Genomic DNA, 20,650 nt, shown 5'->3' on the forward strand with positions numbered 1-20,650 from the left:
CGCAGTGCGGCTGCAAGGCGAAGCCCAGCAGGCCCGTGCCGCAGCCATACTCGAGAACCCGCGTGCTCTGGCCGGTCGCCACGCGGTCGCGGATTGCCGCGGCGACGGCCAGTGCGCGGCTGACTTTCGCCGGGTCCGCATCCCAGGTCGCCGCACGTGCGTCAAAATCCATCATGCTGTGCTCCATCTTCATCCGCCGCCGATCCCGGCGGCAACCGTACTCGCGTCATGCCGGCAAAGCGTTGGCCGTGACATCGCCATTGTGGTGTGCGCCCGGTCGCCTTGGCAAGCTGCGCGTGGCGCCGCGCCGCCCGGGAATCGGCGCGCCGCGCGCTGGCCGGCTCTCAGGCACTGCCGTCGGCAAGCAGTGTCCGGTAGATGGCGAGGTCGCCTGGAGAGAAACAGCAGAAGAGCACTTCGCGCAGCTGCGGCGCTGCGGGAAGCGTTGCCCGGACCGTGCTCACCGCGATGCCTGCCGCTTCGGCAATCGGGTAGCCGTAGATGCCGGTGCTGATGCTCGGAATCGCCAGGCTGGATATCCCGTGCGCGGCGGCGAGTTCGACCAGGCGGCGGTAGCACGAGGCCAGCAGTTCGGCTTCGCGACCGTCACCACCGCGCCAGACCGGGCCGACGGCGTGGATGACGTAACGGGCGGGCAGACGGTAGGCAGGGGTGAGGCGCGCGTCGCCGGTCGGGCAGCCGCCGAGCAGCCGGCAGGCCTGCAGCAGTTCGGGGCCGGCGGCACGGTGGATGGCGCCGTCGACCCCACCGCCGCCGAGCAGCGAGGGGTTGGCGGCATTCACCACCGCCTCCACCTGCAGGGTGGTGATGTCGGCGCGCACCGCGCGCAGCTGGGCAGGCATGGCAGGGGTCGCCCGCTCAGGCCAGGTCCTGGCAGTTGGGGTTGGCCGACTGCAGGTGCAGTGCGGCGAGCGCCTGCTCGATCGTCTCGGCTGCCGCCGGCCGCACGAGGCGGATGAGCTCCCGGCCCTGATGGAGGAACACGAGGGTCGGCCACAGGCGAACGGCGAAGGAACGGCCGAGCGGCCGTCCCGGGCCGTCCTCGATCTGCAGGTGGCGGATCGCCGGGTACGCCGCCAGGGCGGCCGCAAGCGGCGCCTGCAGCGCCTGGCAGTGTCCGCACCAGCGGGCGCCGAACTCGATCAGCAGGGCACCACGGCAGGCGTCAATCTCGCTGCGCGTCGGTTCGCCCGGGGTCTCGGTGTGGTTGCTTCGCATGATCCTTCCTTCCGGTTCCGCGCCAGTCTTGCTGGGCGAGGGCGCAAGAGCGCTTGATTTCTAATCGGCAGATACTATTTTGGTTATGGTAAGGGCGGTTGGGCGGCGGTGCAATTCGGTGCCGCCCGACCGCACTGGCAGCCGACTGCTGCCGAGAGCGAAGAGGAAGTCAATTCTGTCGAGGAGAGAATCATGAACGACAAGGAAAGCGGTGCCGACGCCCGCGAAGAACAGGGCGGCAAATCGGTGGCCGTCCAGCGCGGAGGACTGGCGCCATTCAGGGGCTTCGAGGAGCGCTTCGAACAGATGGAGCGGATGATGGACCGGATGTTCTCCGGTTTCTCGCCCGGTCGCTGGATGCGGCCCTTCGAGCGCGAGTGGCCGAACTGGCTCGAGGGACCCAGCTTTCGTGCGCCGGCAGTCGACCTGATCGAGCGTGAGAACGAGGTCTTCGTGCGGGCCGAGTTGCCGGGGGTGAGCAAGGACGGGATTTCGATCTCGCTGACCGCCGATTCGATCACCATCCAGGCGCAGAGCAGGCAGGAGGAGGTCGACGAGAAGGGCGACTATCGGCGGCGTGAAATCCGCTCGAACGCATTCTCGCGTTCGCTGTCGTTGCCGGTCGAGGTCGATACCGAGGCGGCCAAGGCAAGCTTCAAGGACGGTGTGCTTGAGATCAGCTTGCCGAAGGCGGCGGCGGCCAAGGGCAGGCAGGTGCCGATCGACTAGGGTTGTGCCCCAGCCAGGCTGCCCGGGCGAGATCGGCGATGGAGAAGTCCATGTTGCCAAGAGTGATGGAGGTGGTTCTCATGGCCGCACTCGCCCTGCCGCCGGCGATTGCCGGCGGCGAGGAGCGGGCGCCGGACCGCGGTGAACTGCTGTACGAGACACATTGCATCGCCTGTCACGACCGCGAGGTACACTGGCGTGACGCGCGGCGAGTCAGCGACTGGCGCAGCCTGCGCGCCGAGGTTCGCCGCTGGCAGGCAATGGCGTCGCTGGGTTGGACCGACGATGAGATCGACGAGGTCGCCCGTTTCCTGCAGTCGCGTCACTACCGCGACCTGTGGTCGGATTGAGCGCGCTGGCATCGTCGCATGCCTGCCTGGCGGGTCGCAGGCTGCCGGGATCAGCCGGGCAGGGGCGCCGGGATCGCCGCCGCCGACTGGCGACGCCAGAGCGGTGATCACCGGCGCCTTACCACGGGTATCCTGGGCGCGGCATCGGGAGTAGAATCCACCCTGGACTGGGCGACCGGCCCGGTGATCTGTCTGGGGAGACGAGGATGTCGGCGCAAGACGATGAGGACGAAGTAGCCGGTGTCGTGGCGGGGGTGGTTGGCGGTATCGCGCTCTGTGTCGCGGCCGTCTATTTCAGCGGCGGCACGTCGCCGGCGTTGCCGCAGGCGACGGCGGCCGTGAGCGAGATCGCCCCGGTCGGCGAGCCGTTGGTGAAGGTCTATTTCGCCGTCGATCAGGCAGTCTTCGTCGACGAGGACAACCTGGTCGTGCTGCGGACGAAGCAGGTGCTCGCCGAGAGGCAGGTGGCGATCGTCCTCCTGTCCGGCTTCCACGATGCATCGGGTGATCCGAAGCGCAACGCCGAACTGGCCCGGCTGCGTGCCGTTGCGGTGCGCGACGTCCTGGTCTCCGGCGGCATTCCGGCGCTGCGCGTGAAGCTCCGCCGTCCCGAGTCGACTCTCGGCAGTGGCAGTCCGGAGGAGGGTCGGCGGGTCGAGATCCGCGTTCAGTAGGCGACCACCGACCGCTGGTTGAAGCGAGCTCCGGGCGGGCTCGCTTTTTTTTCGCCAGCCGATTCCCGCCGTCAGCGGATGGGGCTGCGCCCGCAGGGGTTGTCATTCGCCGGACGCTTGCTACACTGGAGATCGCAATCCCCGATAAATCATCAATTCGCAGGAGGCAGTCATGAGCAAACGCGCGCTTTGCATCGGCATCAACAACTACCATGGCACGCACATGGATTTGAGCGGCTGTGTCAACGACGCCAACGACTGGGCGGGCGAACTGTCGGCGCGCGGTTTCGCCGTCAACAAGCTGATCGACAGCCAGGCAACCAAGGCGGCGATGGTCAGTGGCATCCAGTCGTTGATCGCTGCGGCAGTCAGTGGCGATGTCGTCGTGATCACCTTCTCGGGGCATGGCACCTATGTCCCGGACCTCAATGGCGACGAGGTCGACGGGCTCGACGAGGCACTGTGTCCATACGACCTGCAGACCGGTGGCGGCGCCCTGATCGACGACGAGATCAACACCCTGTTTGCAGCGCGCAAGGCAGGCGTGCGGCTGCAGCTGATTTCCGACAGCTGCCATTCGGGGACGGTGACGCGGGCGGCGCTGGCCGATCCCGACGCCGAGGACGCGCCGCGACCGCGTTTCATGCCGATGGGCAACTGGCTGCCGGCCGACCAGCTGCCGCGTGGTTTCAGCGGTCAGCCACTGACGAGCGTGCAGGTCACCTCCGGCCTGTCGCCCTTTGCCGGCGCGCTGTCGCGGATGGCTGGCGACCTGCTGCTCGCCGGTTGCAAGGAAGGTCCGAACAACTTCAGTTACGACGCGCGGATCGCTGGCCGTCCGTGTGGCGCCTTCAGCTACTACGCGTTGAAGACGCTGCGCGCGCTGCCTGCCACCGCCACCTACGCCGACTGGCATGCGCGCATCACGCCGGCCTGCCTGCCTTCCGCATCGTACCCACAGACGCCGCAGATCTTCGGCAGCGCCGACGCGCGTCAGCGCCGGATCTTCAGCTGAGCGGCCGCGCGTACGGTACGCGCGCCATGTGCCCGTACCGTACGGCGGCTCTGCCTTGATTGACGCCGGCCGCGGCCGGCCAGTTCGCGGTTCATCCGTCTCGTGCGGCGAGCCTGAAGGAGGACAAGATGCCGTCGATCACCATTCTCGATCTGACCGCCACACCGCAGGACCAGGCGCCCCTGCCGGCACTGCTGCGCAACGTCCGGCGCGCCACTGACGCCGGCGATGATCCCTTCATGCCGCCGGGCTACCTGCAAGCGCGCGCCTGCTTCGAACTCGGCGCGACGGCGCGCGGCGCCGCCGCCGTCAGCCAGAAGTTCGAGGTGCAGGCGGACGAGGTGCTGGTCATCGAGCTGGCCGACGGCGGTGTCCTGATCACCAGCGCCAGCGAGCTGCAGGCTTCGCTGGCACGCAGTCGTCCCGATCTGCTCGGTAGCCAGGGCGAGATCCTGTTCGACCGGCTGCGTGGTGACGGCGCTGCGACGCGCGGGCTCGCCGCCGATCTCGTCGGCGGCCTGATCAGCCGGGTCTTCGCGCTGGCGGTTGGCGCCAGCGAAGACACGATCATCAGCGACGCCCGGGCGAAGCTTGGTGAGCTGACACGGGGTCGGGGTTCCGAGGCCATCGAACTGGGTGTTTCATGGCTCGGAACGAAGGCCCTGATGTGGGCCATCGAGAAGCGACTGGAACGGCAGCCGGGGATCTACTGCTGGCAAGCGGTGCAGGGTACGGCGGCAGCGGAGTCCGACGAGCAGGCGCGGGCGCGCGCGCAGCGGGAGCTGCAGGTGGCCGCCGCCGCGGGTGAGCCGGTCCTCGTCTTCGTCCACGGTACGGGGTCGAGCACGCGCGGCAGCTTCGGTGATCTGCAGCTCGACGAGCGCGAGTTGTGGAGCATCCTCGAGCGGCAGTTCGACGGTCGCATCTACGCCTTCGAGCACCGCACGCTGTCCGAGAGCCCGATCGAGAATGCGCGACAGTTGCTGGCAGCGCTGCCGGCAGGGCTGCGGCTCAGTCTGGTGACGCACTCGCGCGGTGGCCTGGTCGGCGATCTCATCTGCCTTGAAAACTTCGACAGCCTGATCGAACACTACCGCTCCGACCTGCCGGCGACCGGCGAGACCGACAGCGCCGCGGCAGCGGTCGTGCAGCGCGAACTCGCCGACGCGCACGGCGAACAGCGGCAGCTCCTGCGTGCCCTGGCCAGCGAGCTGGCGGAGAAGAAACCGGTCGTGCAGCGCTACGTACGCGTCGCCAGCCCGGCGCAGGGCACACGGCTGGCCAGTGGCAACCTCGACGTCTTCCTTTCCGGGTTGCTGACGCTGCTCGGGCAGATCCCGTTCTTCTTCGGCAACCCGCTCTATTCGGCCTGCAAGCGCGTCGTCCTCGAGATCGCCCGCCGGCGGACGAGCGCCCATCTGGTGCCGGGCATCGAGGCGATGCTGCCCGAGTCGCCGATGGCGCGCCTGCTGCGCGACGCGCCGGTGCGTCCGGGAATCGAGATGGCGGTGATCGCCGGCGACATCGAGGGCGGCGGCCTGCTGCAGCGCCTGGGGGTGCTGCTGACCGACTTCCTGCTCTTCGACAACCTCGACAACGACCTGGTCGTCGATACCGATTCGATGTATGCCGGCATCGCGCCGCAGGCGCGCGCACGGGCGCTCTTCGACCGTGGCGCGGCGGTGTCGCATTTCGCCTACTTCAGCAACCTCGACACGCGCGCGGCGCTGCGTGACTGGCTGGTGAGCGACGACGTCGGGTCACTGGCGGCCTTCCAGCCGTTGCCCGGGCCTTTCGCCGATGCCGCGATGCCGCCAGCCGGGCTGCGGCGTGGTGGCGAAGCGGCGGCCGCCGATCTGCCGGTGGTCGTCGTCCTGCCGGGCGTCATGGGCTCGCATCTGCAGGTCGGGCGCCGCGACCGTGTCTGGTTCGATCCGCTCGACATCGCCAGCGGCGGCCTCGACAAGATCGCCTGGGGGCAGCCGGAAGTCGAGGCGGAGGAGCTCTTCGGCATGTTCTATGGCGATCTGTGCCGGTTCCTCGCCGCCAGCCACCGTGTCGAGTGCTTTGCCTACGACTGGCGGCAGCCACTCGACGTGCTTGGCGAACGGCTGGCGGCGCTGCTCGATCGGCTGTTGCAGGAGACGCGGCAGCCGATCCGCTTGCTGGCCCACAGTATGGGTGGCCTGGTCGTGCGCGCCTGCATCCACCGGCGGCGGCCGGTGATGGATGCGCTGATGGCGCGGCCGGGCGCGCGGCTCGTGATGCTCGGCACGCCGAACCAGGGTGCCTACTCGATGGTCGAGAATCTGCTCGGCAAGGGAGACACGCTGCGCTCGCTGGTGCGCCTCGACGTCCGGCACGACATGCGCGAAGTGCTGCAGCTCGTCTGCGGTTTCCGTGGCGCCCTGCAACTGCTGCCGAAGCCGGGTTTCGTCGACTGCTTCCAGGGGCAGCCGGACGGCGGCCTGAACGGGCAGCAGCTGCAGCGGGCCGAGACCTGGCAGGGCTACCGCCCGAAGGTGAAGGATTTCTGGTTTGGCGATGGCAACTCGGCGACACCCAGCCAGATCGAGCTCGACGAGGGTAGCTGGCTGTGGCGGCAGGATGGCGATGCGACGCCCACCCTGCCGAAGGAGTACGAGCAGCAGTCGGTCTATGTCTTCGGCGTTGCGCGCAACACGCCGTGCGGCATCCGCGAGGAGAAGGGGCGGCTGAAGCTGGTCGGCACGCCGCAGGGTGACGGCACGGTGACCTGGGCTTCCGGGCGGATCGAGAACATCGGCAGTTACTATTACATGCCGGCGCAGCACGGCGACCTGCCATCGACCAGCGAGTACCATCCGGCGCTCGCCGAGTTGCTGCACAGCGGCGCCACCGGCGCGCTGCTGCGCAGTCCGCCGGCAGTGCGTGGCGATGGCGAGGCGCGGCCACTCGTCTATGATGCCGGGCCGCCGACGCTGGCGAGCGGTGAAGCGGTAGCCGTCGGACTGCTCGGTGGCGCGCCGCGCAACCGCGTCGCGCCACGCTCGAAGCGCCGCCTGGAGGTGGCGGTGCGGGCGATGGATCTGCGTTTCCTCGATCTGCCGGTCCTGCTCGGTCACTACGAGTTCGATCCGATTTCCGGCGCCGAGGCGCTGATCGACCGCGAACTGCTCGCCGGCGATCTCGGCGAGCGCTACAACCTCGGTCTCTATGCCGGACCGCGGGGCAGTGCGACCGTCGTGCTGCGGCTGCCGAATGCACAGGAAAGGCGCCGTGGCAGCCTCCGCGGTGCCGTCGTCTGTGGCCTCGGGCGCTACGATGGCAGCCTCAACATCGAGGATCTGACTGCCGCCGTGCGGGCGGGCGTGCTGCGCTATCTGCTGCAGGCGATCGACGTCCTCGGTGACGAGGATCGCGACCTGCCGCTGGCGACGTTGCTCCTCGGCTACAACTCGTCGGCCAGCGTTTCGGTTGCGGCTTCGGTCGAGGCGCTGGTGCGCGGGGTCATCGAGGCGAACGCGCGTTTCCACGAGGCAACACGGCGTCACATGCGGGTGAGCCGTGTGGAGATCGTCGAGCTGTACCAGGACACCGCGATCACCGCCGCCTACGCCTTGCGCCGGGTGCCCGAGCGGCTGGCCGGACTGCTCGGCCGCCACGGGGTCGCCCTCGTTTGTCGGCCGCAGCTGCAGCAGGGTGAAGGCTGGCGGCGGCGCCTGTTCGACCGCAGCGGTTCTGCCTACTGGCCGCGTCTGATGATCACCGATGACGCCGATCGGCGCGAGCCGGTGGTGGCGACTCCGGTAGCACCGGCCGGCGGCGCGGTGACGCCCGTCGAAGTGGCCGGGCGGCCGCTGCGGGCGACTCGCACGGCGGTCAGCGATCGCCTGCGCTTTCTCTACGTCGGCCAGCGGGCGCGTGCCGAGTCGATCGTCCATCAGCGCCAGCCGGGTCTCGTCGAGATGCTGGTGCGGCAACAGATCCACAGCACCGTCTGGCAGGAGAGCTTCGGGCGTGCGCTTTTCCAGCTGATGGTGCCGAACGACTTCAAGGACGCGGCGCGGCAGCTCGAGCGGATCGTCCTCGTGGTCGACGAGTACACTGCGAACCTGCCGTGGGAGCTGATGTTCGCCGACTCGCCGGGCGGCGGCGGCGAGAAGCTGCCGCTGGCGCTGCGCACGCCGGTGGTCCGGCAGTTTGCCACCGCCGAGTTCCGGCGGCAGGTGCGGCAGGGATTCGAACGCCGCGCCTTCGTCGTCGGCAACCCCTCGGTCGAAGGCTTCGCGCGCGCCTTTCCCGACCCGCGGCGGCCGGATGCGAGCAATCCGCCACCCTTGCCGGGTGCCGAGAGCGAGGCGAACGAAGTGGCAGCCCTGCTGCAGGCGATGGGTTATCAGGTGTTGTCGGCGATCGGTGCCGACTGGCGCGCCTGCGACGTCCTGACGCGACTGTATCAGGAGAACCATCGCCTGCTGCACATCTCGGCGCATGGCGTCTTCGACCAGCTGCACGCGGATGGCCGGCGGCGCAGCGGCGTCGTCCTCTCCGACGGGCTGCTGCTGAGCGCGGCAGAGATCCGGGCGATGGAGACGGTTCCCGAGCTGGTCTTCCTGAGCTGCTGTCATCTCGGCAGGATCGACACCGCGGTGGCTGCCGCCACGGCGCCGGAGGCGACCGTGCGTGACGGCAACCTGCTGGCCGCCAGCGTGGCGCGCGAGCTGATCGACTGTGGTGTGCGCTGCGTCGTCGTTGCCGGCTGGGCGGTCGACGATCAGGGGGCACTGGTTTTCGGCAACGCCTTCTACCGCCATCTGCTGGTCGAGCGGCTGCCCTTCGGCGAGGCGGTGTACGAAGCGCGCAAGGCGGTCTGGAGGAGCAACGCGCAGGACATCACCTGGGGTGCCTTCCAGGCCTACGGCGATCCCGGCTGGCGGGCCGAGCCCCGTCTGGAGAGCGGCGGCAACGCCGATGCGGACTACGCTTCGGTCGAGGAGCTGCTCGACGAGCTGGTCAGCCGGCGGGCCAGTCTGGCGCGCGCCAGCCGCCAGCAGACGCGACGCGAGATCGATGCCTGCGCCACGAGTCTGCGCCGCCTGCTCAAGGAGCGCTGCCCGGCTGGCTGGCTGCGCCTGCCGTCCGTGCAGTTCGCCGTCGGCGCACTGTGGGCCGACCTCGGCCAGTTTGCCGAAGCGCGTGCCTGCTATCTCGATGCCTTGCGCAGCGACGATGACGCAAGCGAGGTGCCGATCGGCGCCATCGAGCAGCTGGCGAACATCGAGGCGCGCCTGGGCGAGGCCAGCGCCGATGCCCGGCTGATCGAGAGGGCTCTGGCACGCCTCGCCGATCTCGAGCAGGTCGTTGCCGCTGCCGGCGGGCAACAGGACGCGGCGGCGCCGGCGACGGCGGGTGGGGAGCGCAGCGCCTTGCGCGGTGGCGCCGCCAAACGCCTGGCCAGTCTCCATGCCACCCGCCTGCTCGCCGCGTGGCACGAGAGCGGGGAGCGGCAGGCGGTGGACACGGCTGCCGTGACGGCGATGGACGACGCGCTGCTGGACAGCGTGCGGTCTTACGCAGCCGGCGAGGGCAGGCCGGGTGAGCGCTCGTTCCGTCCCTACCATGCACTCAATCGCCTGGCCCTGCAGGCGCTGCTGCCGGATGACGGGCAGCGTGCGGCGGCGATCGAGCTCGCCGAGCACTGCCGGCAGGGCGTCGCCGCTGGCAACGCGGGCGACGGCGGCGGCTGGGGTGCGGTCGTCGCGGCCGAGGCGCTGCTGGTCGAGCGGCTGCTCGACCGGCAACTGCTGCTGGCCGGCGAACCCGGCGCGCGGGCCCATGAGGAAGTCGCCCGCGCCTACGGCGAGACGCTGGCCAACCTGGCGCTGAGGCCGCGCGATCTCGACTCGATCGTCAGCCAGATCGGCATGCTGTCACGACTCTGCGCCGCTCGTCGGGTGAGCACTGGCGATTCGGGGTGGCAGCTCGCGGCCGAGCGCCTGGGCGCACTGGCCGAGCACGTCTGGCCAGGCACCGGACGCCGGGCGGCCGACGTCGCGGCTTCCCCTGCGGCCGGCGACGCGCCGCCCCGATCCCGCCGGCCGCGCCGCACCCGGCCGGCAGGCGATGTCTAGCGTCGCCCGGCCGCGGCTGCCGCCACTGCCACCGTCCGTCGCGCCGAGGAGAAACCGATGCCGCCACACGCCTTCGTTGCCATGCCCTTCGGCAGCAAGCCCGCAGCCGATGGGCAACTGATCGATTTCAATCGCGTCTATGCCGAGTATATCCGGCCGGCACTCGAGGCGGCCGGGCTGGAGGTGTTCCGCGCCGACGAGGAACAGCGCGCCGGCGACATCCGCACCGACATGTTCCAGGAGTTGCTGATCGCCGATCTCGTCGTCGCCGATCTCACCCTCGACAATCCCAACGTCTGGTACGAACTCGGCGTGCGGCATGCCCTGCGCGCACGCGGGGTGGTGCTGGTACAGGGGCCGCGGCCGAGTCAGCCCTTCGACATCTACACCGACCGCAAGCTGCGCTACTCTTTGCGCGACGGCGGGCCGGACCCGGCGACCGTCGAGCAGGATCGCGCCGCCCTGACGGCGATGGTCTGCGCCAGCATGGCCAGTTCGACCCGGCGCAAGGTGAGCCCCGTCTTCCAGTTGATGCCGCAGCTCGAGCAACCGGAGTGGCGCCGGCTCCTGCTTGCCGAACGCAACGAGTTTTCCGATGCCTATGAGAAGTGGGCCAGCCGGATGGAGGTGTCGCGGCAGAAGAACCGGCCGGGCGACATCCTCGTCCTCGCCGGGGAGACGCCGGTGCGGGCGCTGCAGCTCGAGGCGAGGCGCACCGCCGGGCAGGCGCTGCTCAAGCTCAAGCAGTACGAACTGGCCCTCGAACAGTTCGAGCAGGCTTTGACGATCGACGCCGACGACAAGCTGAGCCGGGAGAGGATGTCGGTCTGCCTCGGTCGCCTCGGCCGCTTCGAGGAAGCGCGCGAACTGGCGCACCGGCTGACCGCCGATCATCCGCGCGACGCCGAATGCTGGGCGCTGGCCGGGCGCATCGAGAAGGAGCGCTGGGCTGCGCTCTGGCGCCAGCCCGGACTCTCGCCGGCGCAGATGCGCGAGGCCGCGACTTTCGAGAATGCGGCGCTGGAAGAGGCCATCGATCCCTATCACCAGGCTTTCGTCGCCGATCCCGCGCACCATTACGCTGGCGTCAACGCCTTGACGCTGATGCTGCTGCGGCAGCATCTGGGTGGCGACAGCGATCAGCGGCTGATCGAGAATCTCGCAGGGGGCGTGCGCTGGGCCAGCCTGACGGCGCAGGAGCGTGATCGCAAGGACTACTGGGCGCGTGCCAGCCATGCCGAGGCGTGCCTGCTGCTGGCGCCGGTCGAATCGGTGCGCCGGGAGTTCAGCCACATGGTCGCCGCGGCCAACCAGGACTGGTTCGCCCTCGAATCGAGCCGGCAGAGCTTGAGCCTGCTGCGCGACGTCGACTTTCGCCCGGCGGAGACGGCCGCCGCCATGAGCATCGTCGAGCGTGAGATCGCGCGCAGTACGCCACCCTTTGCGCCACGGCAGGTGCTGCTGTTCAGTGGCCACATGGTCGATGCTGCAGGTCGCGCGCCGCCGCGCTTTCCTGCCGACCGGGAAGGGCTGGCAGCCGAACGGATTGCCGCGGTTCTCGACCAGCTTGGCGTCGCTGCCGGTGATCTGGCGCTGTCGCAGGCGGCGAACGGCGGTGACCTGCTGTTTCTCGAGGCCTGCCAGGCACGCGGCGCCCGCCTGCAGGTGATGCTGCCGTTCGCCGAACCGGAGTTCATCGAGCGCTCGATCCTGCCGGCGAGCAACGGTGAGCAGTGGCGCGAGCGCTACTATGCCGTCATCGGGGCTTTGGCCGCGGAGGCGCGGATCATGCCGGAGGAAATCGGGCCGCTGCCCACGGGAGGCCGGGGAAGGGCGGTCAACGCCTTCGAACGCTGCAACCTCTGGCTGCTCCATACCGCGCTTGCCTGGGGCGTCGACAAGGTGCGCTTCGTCTGCCTGTGGAACGGCGGCGGTGGCGATGGGCCGGGCGGTACGAGCCACATGTACAACGAAGTGAAGCGGCGCACCGGGCGCGTGAACTGGATCGATACCCGCAGGCTGTGGTGATGTCCGCTGACCACGGCTGGCGGCGTTGCTCGATGCAGGCACGCAGGTCGCCGTGTGGCGCTGTCGCGAGATCTTGCGGTTCGTGCCAAGTGGTTGCCGGGAAAGTTCCGGGAGCGCTATAATCGCCGGCTTTTCACCTTGCTCCACCGCTCGCATGGCGGGGGGCTTCAGCCATAAGGAGTGTTCATGCGCCATTACGAAATCGTCCTGATCGTCCATCCCGACCAGAGTGAGCAGGTGCCGGCGATGGTCGAGCGCTACAAGGGGCTCATTGCCTCGCGTGGCGGACAGATCCACCGCCTGGAGGACTGGGGTCGTCGCCAGCTCGCCTATCCGATCCAGAAGCTGCACAAGGCCCACTATCTGCTGCTCAACATCGAGTGCGACAGCGCGACGCTGAGCGAGCTGGAGCACGGCTTCAAGTTCAACGATGCGATCCTCCGTCATCTGACGATCAAGGCAAAGCGCGCCGTCAGTGCGCCGTCGCCGATGATGAAGGACGAGAAGTCCCGGTCGCTGCTGGAGGTCCGTGACCCGGCTGCCGCCGGCGAGCAGCCAGCAGCCTGAGCCGGCGGCGCTGCTCAACCGTGTCGAGCTCGGCGGCGTCCTGCTCGAGCGCAAGGCGCTGCGCTTCACCCCGGCCGGCGTGCCGGTCACCGAGTGCCTGATCGGTCACCAGTCCGAGCAGCTCGAGTCCGGCAGTAGCCGCCGTGTCGAATGTGAGGTGCAGGCGATCGCTCTCGGCGAGACGGCGCAGTGGCTGCAGGCAGCGAATCCCGGGGTGCGGCTGCAGTTGAGCGGCTTTCTCGCTGCCCGCAGTCGCCACAGCAGGCAGCCGCGGCTGCATGTGACCAAGATCGAATTTGTCGAAGGAAATCAAGATGCCAAGGTTTTTCAAGAAGAAGGATGACAAGAACGTCAAGAAGCGCGGAAGCGGTCTCTTCAAGCGGCGCAAGTTCTGCCGCTTCACTGCCGAGAAGATGGAGGAGATCGACTACAAGGATGTCGATCTGTTCAAGGAGTACATCGCGGAGAACGCCAAGATCATGCCGGCCCGCCTGACGGGTACCAAGGCGGGTTATCAGCGGATGCTGTCGGTGGCGATCAAGCGTGCTCGTTTCCTGGCGCTGTTGCCCTACACCGACAATCACCAGTAAGCGAGGAGACGACGATGCAAATCATTCTGATGGAGAAGGTCGCCAACCTCGGCAATCTCGGCGACCTGCTCAAGGTGAGGGACGGTTACGCGCGCAACTTCCTGATTCCGACCGGCAAGGCCAGGCGCGCGACGCCGGCGGCGCTGCAGGAGTTCGAGGCAAAGCGGGCCGAACTCGAGCAGGCGGCAGCGGCGAAGCTGGCCGACGCGCAGGCCTATGCCGAAAAGCTGGCGGGTATCGTCGTGCGCATCGAGCGCAAGGCGGGCGTCGACGGTCGCCTGTTCGGTTCGGTGACCAACTTCGACGTCGCCGACGGCCTGCGTGCGCAAGGCTTCGATATCGAGAAGTCGGCCGTACGCATGCCGGGTGGACCACTGAAGACGATCGGCGAGACGCAGCTGGAAGTGGCCCTGCACAGCGACGTGCTGGCGACGATCACGGTCGCCGTGGTCATCGAGCAGGCGAAGATCTAGGGCAGGCCGACAGGCGCCAGCGCCTGTGGTCGGCAGCGAGCCTTGCCTCATGGCAAGGCTTTTCTGCTTTTGGGCCCCGGAGCGTGCGCCGGCGCGCTAGACTCCGGGCCTTGCTCGTTCCTTTCGTCCTGGATTCCCGATGGCCAGTTCGTCCGATGCATCCGGCCCCGATGACGGGCCACGGCGCCCTGCCGGGCGCAGACCGGGGCGCGGGAGCAGCCCGCAGCCCGACTCCGTACTGCCCGAACTGCGTGTGCCACCCCATTCGCTGGAAGCCGAGCAGTCGGTCCTCGGGGGCCTGCTGCTCGACAACGCGGCATTCGACCGGATCGCCGACCTGGTCGGTGAAGGGGATTTCTACCGCGATGAGCACCGGCGCATCTATCGCCAGATGCGCAAGCTCCTCGAGAGCGGCAAGCCGGCCGACGCGGTAACGGTCGCCGAGAGTCTCGATCTCGCCGGCGGGGGCCAGGCGACCGGTGGCCTTGCCTACCTCGGCGAACTGGCGGCGAACACGCCGTCGGCGGCAAATATCCGTCGCTATGCCGAGATCGTCCGCGAACGCGCGATCCTGCGCCAGCTGGTGACGGCCGGCGACGAGATCGCCGGCAGTGCGCTCAACCCGCTCGGCCGCGACGCGAAGACGCTGCTCGACGAAGCCGAGGGGAAGGTGTTTGCCATTGCCGAGGGGGGCTTCCGCCATCAGACTGGCTTCGTCCACATCAATCCGCTGCTGACGCAGGTCGTCGAACGGATCCAGGAGCTGCACGATCGCGACAACCCGTCCGACATCACCGGTGTGCCGACCGGCTACCACGATCTCGACGGCAAGACGTCCGGTCTGCAGAGCGGCGACCTGCTGATCGTCGCCGGTCGACCGTCGATGGGCAAGACCTCGTTCGCGATGAACATTGCCGAGCATGTGGCGCTCGAGGTCGGGCTGCCGGTGGCGATCTTCTCGATGGAGATGGGTGGCACGCAGCTGGCGATGCGCATGCTCTGTTCGGTCGGCCGCCTCGACGCGCACCGCGTGCGTACCGGGCGCCTGAACGACGATGAATGGTCGCGCCTGTCGTTCGCCCTCGGCCGCATGCACGAGGCGCCGATCTACATCGACGAGACGCCGGCCCTCAACCCGATCGACCTGCGGGCGCGTGCCCGCCGCCTTTACCGTCAGTGTGGCCAGCTCGGGCTGATCGTCATCGACTACCTGCAGTTGATGTCGGCAACTTCACATGGCGAGAACCGGGCGACCGAGATCTCCGAGATCTCACGTTCGCTGAAGGGGCTGGCGAAGGAACTCGGCGTGCCGCTGATGGCGCTGTCACAGCTCAATCGCTCGCTCGAGCAGCGGCCGAACAAGCGTCCGGTGATGTCCGATCTGCGCGAATCGGGCGCCATCGAGCAGGATGCGGATGTGATCATGTTCATCTACCGCGACGAGGTCTATAACCCGGACACGCCTGAAAAGGGCGTCGCCGAGATCATCATCGGCAAGCAGCGCAACGGTCCGATCGGCACCGTGCGCCTGACCTTCCTTGGCGAATACACGCGCTTCGAGAGTTTTGCCAGCCCGGGCGGGAGATGACAAACCTGAACCGTCATGCGCAGTTCATCCGCCAGTTTCTGCAACTCCCTTCGCCATAGGCGCACGCGATAGCCGTTGCTGCCACCGCCGTCCGCGGTGATCAGCAGACGGCGAGCATTCGGGTAGGTCAGCTGTCCCATTTCACGCCACCAGCGCCGGATGCTCTCGACGGCGAATTCGGCGGTATCGTGGTCGATACCGACACTGACCCAGCCGGTATTGGTGGTCAAGTCATAAACCCCGTAGGGTGCGACCTTGCCGAGTTCACGGTCAATGAAGTCATGAACCCGGACTTCTTCTGGCTTTCCCTTGGGTTGCCACTCTTTGCCGCCATTCTTGAAGTCACCGATCAACTCTTTCTTCTTGGTGTCTACCGAGATGACCGGATTGCCTACCGCCTGATACTCCGCAACGGTGCGGGCAATGTGGCCGAATTGGGCATCGCGGTCCTCATGCTGCCCACCCTCTCGGGTCTTTCGCGTTGATTGCAGACTGAAACCTGCCAAACTCAACAAATCACAGAGGCTTCGCTGGCTGACCGTGTGCCCCTGCTGCCTCAGTTCTTCAGCCAGACGATAGGTGCTCTTGCAGGTCCAGCGCAGCGGCGACATCGGATCACCACGCGTTGTCGGTTCCACCAGGGCGTCGACATCGCTCAGCAAGCTGGCATCCTTGTCAATCAGCTTCTTTCGCCCACCTCCTGCCGCTCGCGCTCGGAGTTGTACGCCTTGCTCCCCGGCCGCCACCGGTGCATTCAGTTCACTCAAACCGGCATGAATCGTTGTGCGCGACACGCCAGTCGCCTTGGCGACCAAGGTGACACCTCCACGCCCCAGGCTTCGTGCCTCCGTCGCCGCCCAAAGGCGAAGCGTGGCCTCATCCAGCCTTCCACACAGCGCTTGATACTGAGCTTCTATGGCTAACTCCTGCTCCATGGCGAAGCCGTAGGCCAATCATCACAAATGTTCACAAGTTATTCTTGCTTAACGCCTTAGCCTGCGGTTGCGAACCTGCGGCCACCGGCGGTAATGCCATGCCAGATGGATCCGCAGCTGCGGCTTGGTCGCAGCGCCGCCGGTTGGCGGATTGCCACCGGTTTCAGCGCTTCTTCAGCAGGCGGTAGACGAACAGGATCAGCATGGCACCGAGGATCGAGCCGATCCAGCCAACCGGCGCATGCAGTCCCAGTCCCCTGGCGACGAAGTTGCCGACGAAGGCGCCGGCGATGCCGAGGATGGTGGTGACGATCACGCCGCCCGGGTCGCGGCCGGGCAACAGCAACTTGGCGATGGCGCCGACGATGAGGCCGACGATCAGGGTAACGATGAGATCCATGGTCTTGTCCTGGAGGGGAGCGTCGGCCGTTCTGCCGATGACGGGACGGCGGTCTTCAGTTGGCCTGGCTGCCGGCGGGGAATGATGGGTCGTGCAACCGCCATGCAGGGAGTATCTCCGCTCGAGCAACCCATCGTCAACCGGGTCGACGTTTCCAGCCCGGATCACCCTGACCAACGGCGGAAAAGAGACATCGCTTCAGGTTGCCACTCCGGATGGGAAGCCGGCGACGTATCAGACACCCGACAGAACCATCTGGGCGAGCAGTGCCAACGGCTGGCTTTCCTGCGGCTACGGGTCATTTCGTCGCGTTTTCGGCGCATCTGCCGAAGCCATGCAGCAAATGGTTTCGCCGACGACCGCCCGCTTTGCCAGGATGTTTCAGGAGGCGGCATCGCTGGCGGAAGCAGACCGCTGGTTGCGCCATCTGAACTACAAGAAGCTGGAAAATCGTCCGGCAGAGCGCGAACAACTGGCCGTGTTGCTGGAAATCCTCAAGGATGATCTGATGCCCAACCAGATCACGGTGGATCGGGTCGATTCCGATGGACTCTGGTTGGTTGACCGCAGGGGCATCCGTCTCGCCTGGCGCGAAATGAGCGACGGATCTCGGACTGCGCTTGCCCTGCTGACCGACATCCTGCGGCACCTGATCAGCATCTACGGCGTCAACGGGTTGACGGAAACGACTGCTGACGACCATATCGTCATCAAACGCAGTGGCGTCGTGCTGATCGACGAGATCGACGCCCACCTGCATCCAGCGACGGGAGTCGTCGTCGCCCGCTTCGATCTGGTGACCAACGCGGAAAGCGTCGAAGCTCGGAAACCGTCCGCTTGCTGCAACTGGATCGGCGCGAGTCGCTGAACGACGGCTATCTGAAGACGTGGCGGCGGCTGGTGGCCACCGTCGATGCCGCTCTCCAGCAGGCACACCCCGACGCCGAAGCGCTGACCACAACCCTTGAACAAGCCGACGACCACGGCCTCCTCGGCTGGTGCTTCGCGGGAACCGGTCGCAACGTCAAGCCGTTCTCCCTCTTGCGCAGGCGGCATCCCGCTGTCTGGACCGTCTGCGCTCGTTGCCTCGCGCAAACGCCAGCACGGCCGCCTGACGCCACGCCAGCGAGCACTGCGGCCGGCGCGTGGCGGCGGTGCTCCGGCACGGGCCTTGCCGCCCTTGCCGCTTCAGGCGAGCAGGTCGTTGAGCACGTATGCGACGATCAGGCCGAGCAGCGCCATGGGTACCGGCGCCCAGAGCCGGATCGCCGAGGGCGCCGCTGCGGATTCGGCCGGCGCATGCCGCCACAGCCACCAGGCGCCCACCGTGTTCAGCACGGCCAGCAGCGCGCAGGACACGGCGATCAGGAAGCTGCGGTAGGCATGGCCGGCGACAGCGAGCGCCTGGAACAGCGCGCCGACGGGTTCGACTTCCGACTCCAGCCTGCCGATGACAGGTGGCGGCGAGAGCCAGTCGATCAACGGCGGCAGCAGCGGTACGCCCAGCGCGAGCAGGTAAGCGATGGCCAGAAGGTGGCGGGGATTGACGCTCACGATGGGGGCGCCCAGAGGCATGTCATCAGCGCATCACGGATCGAAGGATCGGAAACTCACCCGCCATGGGACAAGTATCTCTGGTCGTGCAACACATCGTCAACGGCCGCCCTGCGGGCAATCGTCGCTGCGCCGTGCAATGCCGGCAGCCGATCGACGCGGGGGGCCGCAGGGAGCGGCTGGTCGGACGTCGTGCGGGCCCCGGGGCGCGAGCGCTCCCGGGAGGCGGTCGGCGCAGTCTTCTTCCGTCCGCGTTTGCGGAGGGAGGCGTGGGTGTTCCGATCCGGGAATTCGGACCGTTAGTGGAAAGCCGGGTCGCGAAGAGCGGTTTCGGGACGATGGCGCTCGCGGCCGCCACGGGCGCTCGCGGACCGTGCAGGCGCAGCCCTCGACCGGCCGCCCTGTGCGACCGAGGGCTCGATTGACCGCCGCTGGATAGCTGGGTATCCTCGGTCGGTGCCAGCGAACGTCCCTTCTCTTGCCGACGGCCTGCTCCCCCGGTCTCGCTTGCGGGTCATCGCAGGCATCATCCTGGGGTTGCTGGCGATCGTGCCCCTGCTCGGCGCGGGCATCTACTACCTCGAGTCCCCGCGCCTGGAGCAGCAGGCGTTCGCCGATCTGAACGCGATTGCCAACCTGAAGGTGGGCCAGATCGAGGCCTGGCTGGACGAGAGAAGCGGGGACGCCCGGGTCCTCAGCGCCAGCCCAGGGCTCATCGACGATGCGGTACGGTTGGCACGGGGTGCCGATGCCGCTGCGCGACAGCGCATCGAGCAACGTCTGGCAACACTGCAGCGGGCGTATGCCTACGACGGCTTCGTGCTGGTGGACGACGGCGCGCAACCGGTCCTCGTCACCGGGTTGAACGAAACCAGCACCGCAGCGCCCGTACGCAAGGCGCTGCAGGCAGCTTTCGAGACCACCGCGGTGACGACGACTGATCTCTACCGGAGCGCCACGGGCCGCGTCCATCTGGACTGGATCGCGCCGCTGGTGAAGGAAGTGGATGGCCAGCGCGGCGTGGTGGGCGCAGTCATACTCGACACGCCGGTCGAACGAGTGGTCTTCCCGTTGATCCAGAGCTGGCCGACGCCGAGTCCGACCGCCGAGACGCTGCTGGTGCGCCGGCACGAAGACACCGTGTTGTATCTGAACGAATTGCGCCATCGCCGGGACACCGCCCTGATCTTCAGTCAGCCTCTCGATGATCCCGATCTGCCCTCAGCCCGTGCCGTCCTGGCCGACACGGGGCAGATCATGGCCGGGAGGGACTACCGCGGTGTCCGCGTACTGGCTGCCACGAAGCCGGTGCGCGGCACTCCGTGGCACCTGGTGGCGAAGATCGATCGCGACGAGGTGCTGGCGCCGCTGCGAACACTGGTTTTCTGGGTCAGCGTGGTGGCAACCTCGGCCGCTCTCGCCGTCGCAGTCCTGATCCTCCTGCTGTTGCGCCAGCAGAGAAGAACGCACGAGCTTGAACTGGCAGCGCAGAGCATGGAAAAGGACCGCCTGCTCCGTTTCTTCTTCGACCTACCGCTCGTCGGCATGACGATCCTCGCCGCGGACAGCTTGCGCTGGCTGCATTTCAACGACCGCCTCTGCGAAATCCTCGGTTACGCGCGCGACGAGATGCTCGACCTGGACTGGCCGCTGCTCACCCACCGCGACGATCTGGCTGCCGACCGGATGCACTTCGAACGCCTGTTGAGCGGCGCGAGTGACGGCTTCCAGGCCGACAAGCGTTTCATCCGCAAGGATGGCCGGGTCATCACCGTGACGACGGACGTGCAGACGGTCCGGCGTGAAGACGGCCGCGCGGACTTCTTCGTCGCGATGGTGCAGGACGTCACGGAACGGCTGCAGGCCGAGGGCTTCACTCAGGAGATCCTGGACAACGTCGAACAGGGCTTTCTGGTCTACGACCGGACGCTGCGGGTGGTCGTCTGGAACCGCTTCCTCGAGCGGACGATCGGTTTACCCCGCGAGGCAGCGATCGGCAGGCATCTGTTCGAGTTGTTCCCCGATGCGCGCCGGCACGGCATCGACACGCTTCTCGCACGCGCGCTGGCGGGTGAAGTGGTCGTCGCCGACTGTTTCCTGCCGCGCCTGCGTGGTACGACGGAACTCCTGACACCGACCGCAGCCGCGGATCTGCGCGACGATCCGCGGCTTTTCTGGACCTTGTCTTCGTACGCGCCGCATCGGAACGTCAATGGCGACATCGATGGCGTGCTGGTCAACGTGGTCGACATGACTACGCTGAAGAAAAGCCAGGACTCCCTGCTCGCGTCCAACGACGAACTGCGGCAACTGTCGCAGTATCTGGAGAGGGTTCGCGAGGAGTGTTACGTCTTCCTCTCCCAGAGGGCTGAGGCGCTCGCTCATCCCGCGAACG

17 protein-coding genes and 1 pseudogene are annotated in these 20,650 nt (G+C 67.5%); 13 read left to right on the plus strand and 5 right to left on the minus strand.

The window, feature by feature from the left end; translation table 11 throughout:
* Window positions 1-344: 344 nt before the first annotated feature.
* The gene (locus NFW30_RS10475; RefSeq protein ID WP_295354433.1) at window positions 345-863 is read right to left on the minus strand and encodes an O-acetyl-ADP-ribose deacetylase; all 519 of its coding nucleotides are present in this window, start codon (window positions 861-863) and stop codon (window positions 345-347) included.
* Between the two features lie 16 nt (window positions 864-879).
* Window positions 880-1,239 carry a thioredoxin family protein gene (locus tag NFW30_RS10480; RefSeq protein WP_295354436.1) on the minus strand — a complete coding sequence of 120 codons (360 nt, stop codon included), beginning with the start codon at window positions 1,237-1,239 and terminating at the stop codon, window positions 880-882.
* A 192-nt stretch (window positions 1,240-1,431) separates the two neighbouring features.
* On the opposite strand from NFW30_RS10480, the gene NFW30_RS10485 reads away from it, so the two are divergent.
* From NFW30_RS10485 to dnaB, 11 genes are all read left to right on the plus strand, one after another.
* Window positions 1,432-1,968, plus strand: coding sequence for an Hsp20/alpha crystallin family protein (locus NFW30_RS10485; RefSeq protein ID WP_295354438.1), 537 nt, complete (start codon window positions 1,432-1,434; stop codon window positions 1,966-1,968).
* 38 nt (window positions 1,969-2,006) lie between these two features.
* Window positions 2,007-2,318, plus strand: coding sequence for a cytochrome c (locus NFW30_RS10490; protein ID WP_295354440.1), 312 nt, complete (start codon window positions 2,007-2,009; stop codon window positions 2,316-2,318).
* Window positions 2,319-2,524: 206 nt separating this feature from the next.
* Window positions 2,525-2,992 (plus strand): OmpA family protein, encoded by a 468-nt coding sequence (locus NFW30_RS10495; RefSeq protein WP_295354442.1) that lies wholly within the window; start codon window positions 2,525-2,527, stop codon window positions 2,990-2,992.
* A 172-nt stretch (window positions 2,993-3,164) separates the two neighbouring features.
* The gene (locus tag NFW30_RS10500; RefSeq protein ID WP_295354445.1) at window positions 3,165-4,007 is read left to right on the plus strand and encodes a caspase family protein; all 843 of its coding nucleotides are present in this window, start codon (window positions 3,165-3,167) and stop codon (window positions 4,005-4,007) included.
* A 128-nt stretch (window positions 4,008-4,135) separates the two neighbouring features.
* Window positions 4,136-10,120, plus strand: a complete 5,985-nt coding sequence (locus NFW30_RS10505) for a CHAT domain-containing protein (RefSeq protein WP_295354448.1) — start codon at window positions 4,136-4,138, stop codon at window positions 10,118-10,120.
* 57 nt (window positions 10,121-10,177) lie between these two features.
* The gene (locus NFW30_RS10510) at window positions 10,178-12,148 is read left to right on the plus strand and encodes a TRAFs-binding domain-containing protein (protein WP_295354451.1); all 1,971 of its coding nucleotides are present in this window, start codon (window positions 10,178-10,180) and stop codon (window positions 12,146-12,148) included.
* 186 nt (window positions 12,149-12,334) lie between these two features.
* Window positions 12,335-12,715: a 30S ribosomal protein S6 gene (rpsF, locus tag NFW30_RS10515; RefSeq protein ID WP_295354454.1), complete on the plus strand. Its 381-nt coding sequence runs from the start codon at window positions 12,335-12,337 to the stop codon at window positions 12,713-12,715.
* Window positions 12,678-13,058: a primosomal replication protein N gene (gene priB, locus NFW30_RS10520; RefSeq protein WP_363322090.1), complete on the plus strand. Its 381-nt coding sequence runs from the start codon at window positions 12,678-12,680 to the stop codon at window positions 13,056-13,058. The genes rpsF and priB overlap by 38 nt, the downstream gene beginning before the upstream one ends.
* A complete protein-coding gene (rpsR, locus tag NFW30_RS10525; RefSeq protein ID WP_034897597.1) occupies window positions 13,030-13,305 on the plus strand; it encodes a 30S ribosomal protein S18 in 276 nt (91 codons plus the stop codon). Before priB ends, rpsR begins: the two co-directional genes overlap by 29 nt.
* Before the next feature lie 14 nt (window positions 13,306-13,319).
* On the plus strand, window positions 13,320-13,778 hold the full coding sequence (rplI, locus tag NFW30_RS10530; protein WP_295354460.1) for a 50S ribosomal protein L9: 459 nt from the start codon (window positions 13,320-13,322) through the stop codon (window positions 13,776-13,778).
* A 139-nt stretch (window positions 13,779-13,917) separates the two neighbouring features.
* Entirely contained in the window at window positions 13,918-15,366 is a 1,449-nt protein-coding gene (gene dnaB, locus NFW30_RS10535) for a replicative DNA helicase (RefSeq protein WP_295354463.1), read from the plus strand.
* Here dnaB and NFW30_RS10540 read toward each other — a convergent pair.
* Both NFW30_RS10540 and NFW30_RS10545 read right to left on the minus strand, forming a co-directional pair.
* Window positions 15,333-16,301: pseudogene (locus NFW30_RS10540) on the minus strand (ISAzo13 family transposase); the annotation flags it as partial. The gene dnaB and the pseudogene NFW30_RS10540 overlap by 34 nt on opposite strands.
* 163 nt (window positions 16,302-16,464) lie before the next feature.
* On the minus strand, window positions 16,465-16,701 hold the full coding sequence (locus NFW30_RS10545; RefSeq protein ID WP_295354466.1) for a GlsB/YeaQ/YmgE family stress response membrane protein: 237 nt from the start codon (window positions 16,699-16,701) through the stop codon (window positions 16,465-16,467).
* Window positions 16,702-17,035: 334 nt separating this feature from the next.
* On the opposite strand from NFW30_RS10545, the gene NFW30_RS10550 reads away from it, so the two are divergent.
* On the plus strand, window positions 17,036-17,569 hold the full coding sequence (locus NFW30_RS10550) for an AAA family ATPase (RefSeq protein WP_295354469.1): 534 nt from the start codon (window positions 17,036-17,038) through the stop codon (window positions 17,567-17,569).
* A 320-nt stretch (window positions 17,570-17,889) separates the two neighbouring features.
* On the opposite strand, the gene NFW30_RS10555 is transcribed toward NFW30_RS10550, so the two are convergent.
* Window positions 17,890-18,255, minus strand: coding sequence for a hypothetical protein (locus NFW30_RS10555; protein ID WP_295354473.1), 366 nt, complete (start codon window positions 18,253-18,255; stop codon window positions 17,890-17,892).
* 507 nt (window positions 18,256-18,762) lie between these two features.
* Here NFW30_RS10555 and NFW30_RS10560 point away from each other — a divergent pair.
* The coding region (locus NFW30_RS10560) for a PAS domain S-box protein (RefSeq protein ID WP_295354475.1) at window positions 18,763-20,650 on the plus strand (1,888 nt) is incomplete at its 3' end.

The sequence above is a fragment of the Accumulibacter sp. genome (assembly GCF_023806635.1).
Classification (GTDB): Bacteria; Pseudomonadota; Gammaproteobacteria; order Burkholderiales; family Rhodocyclaceae; genus Accumulibacter.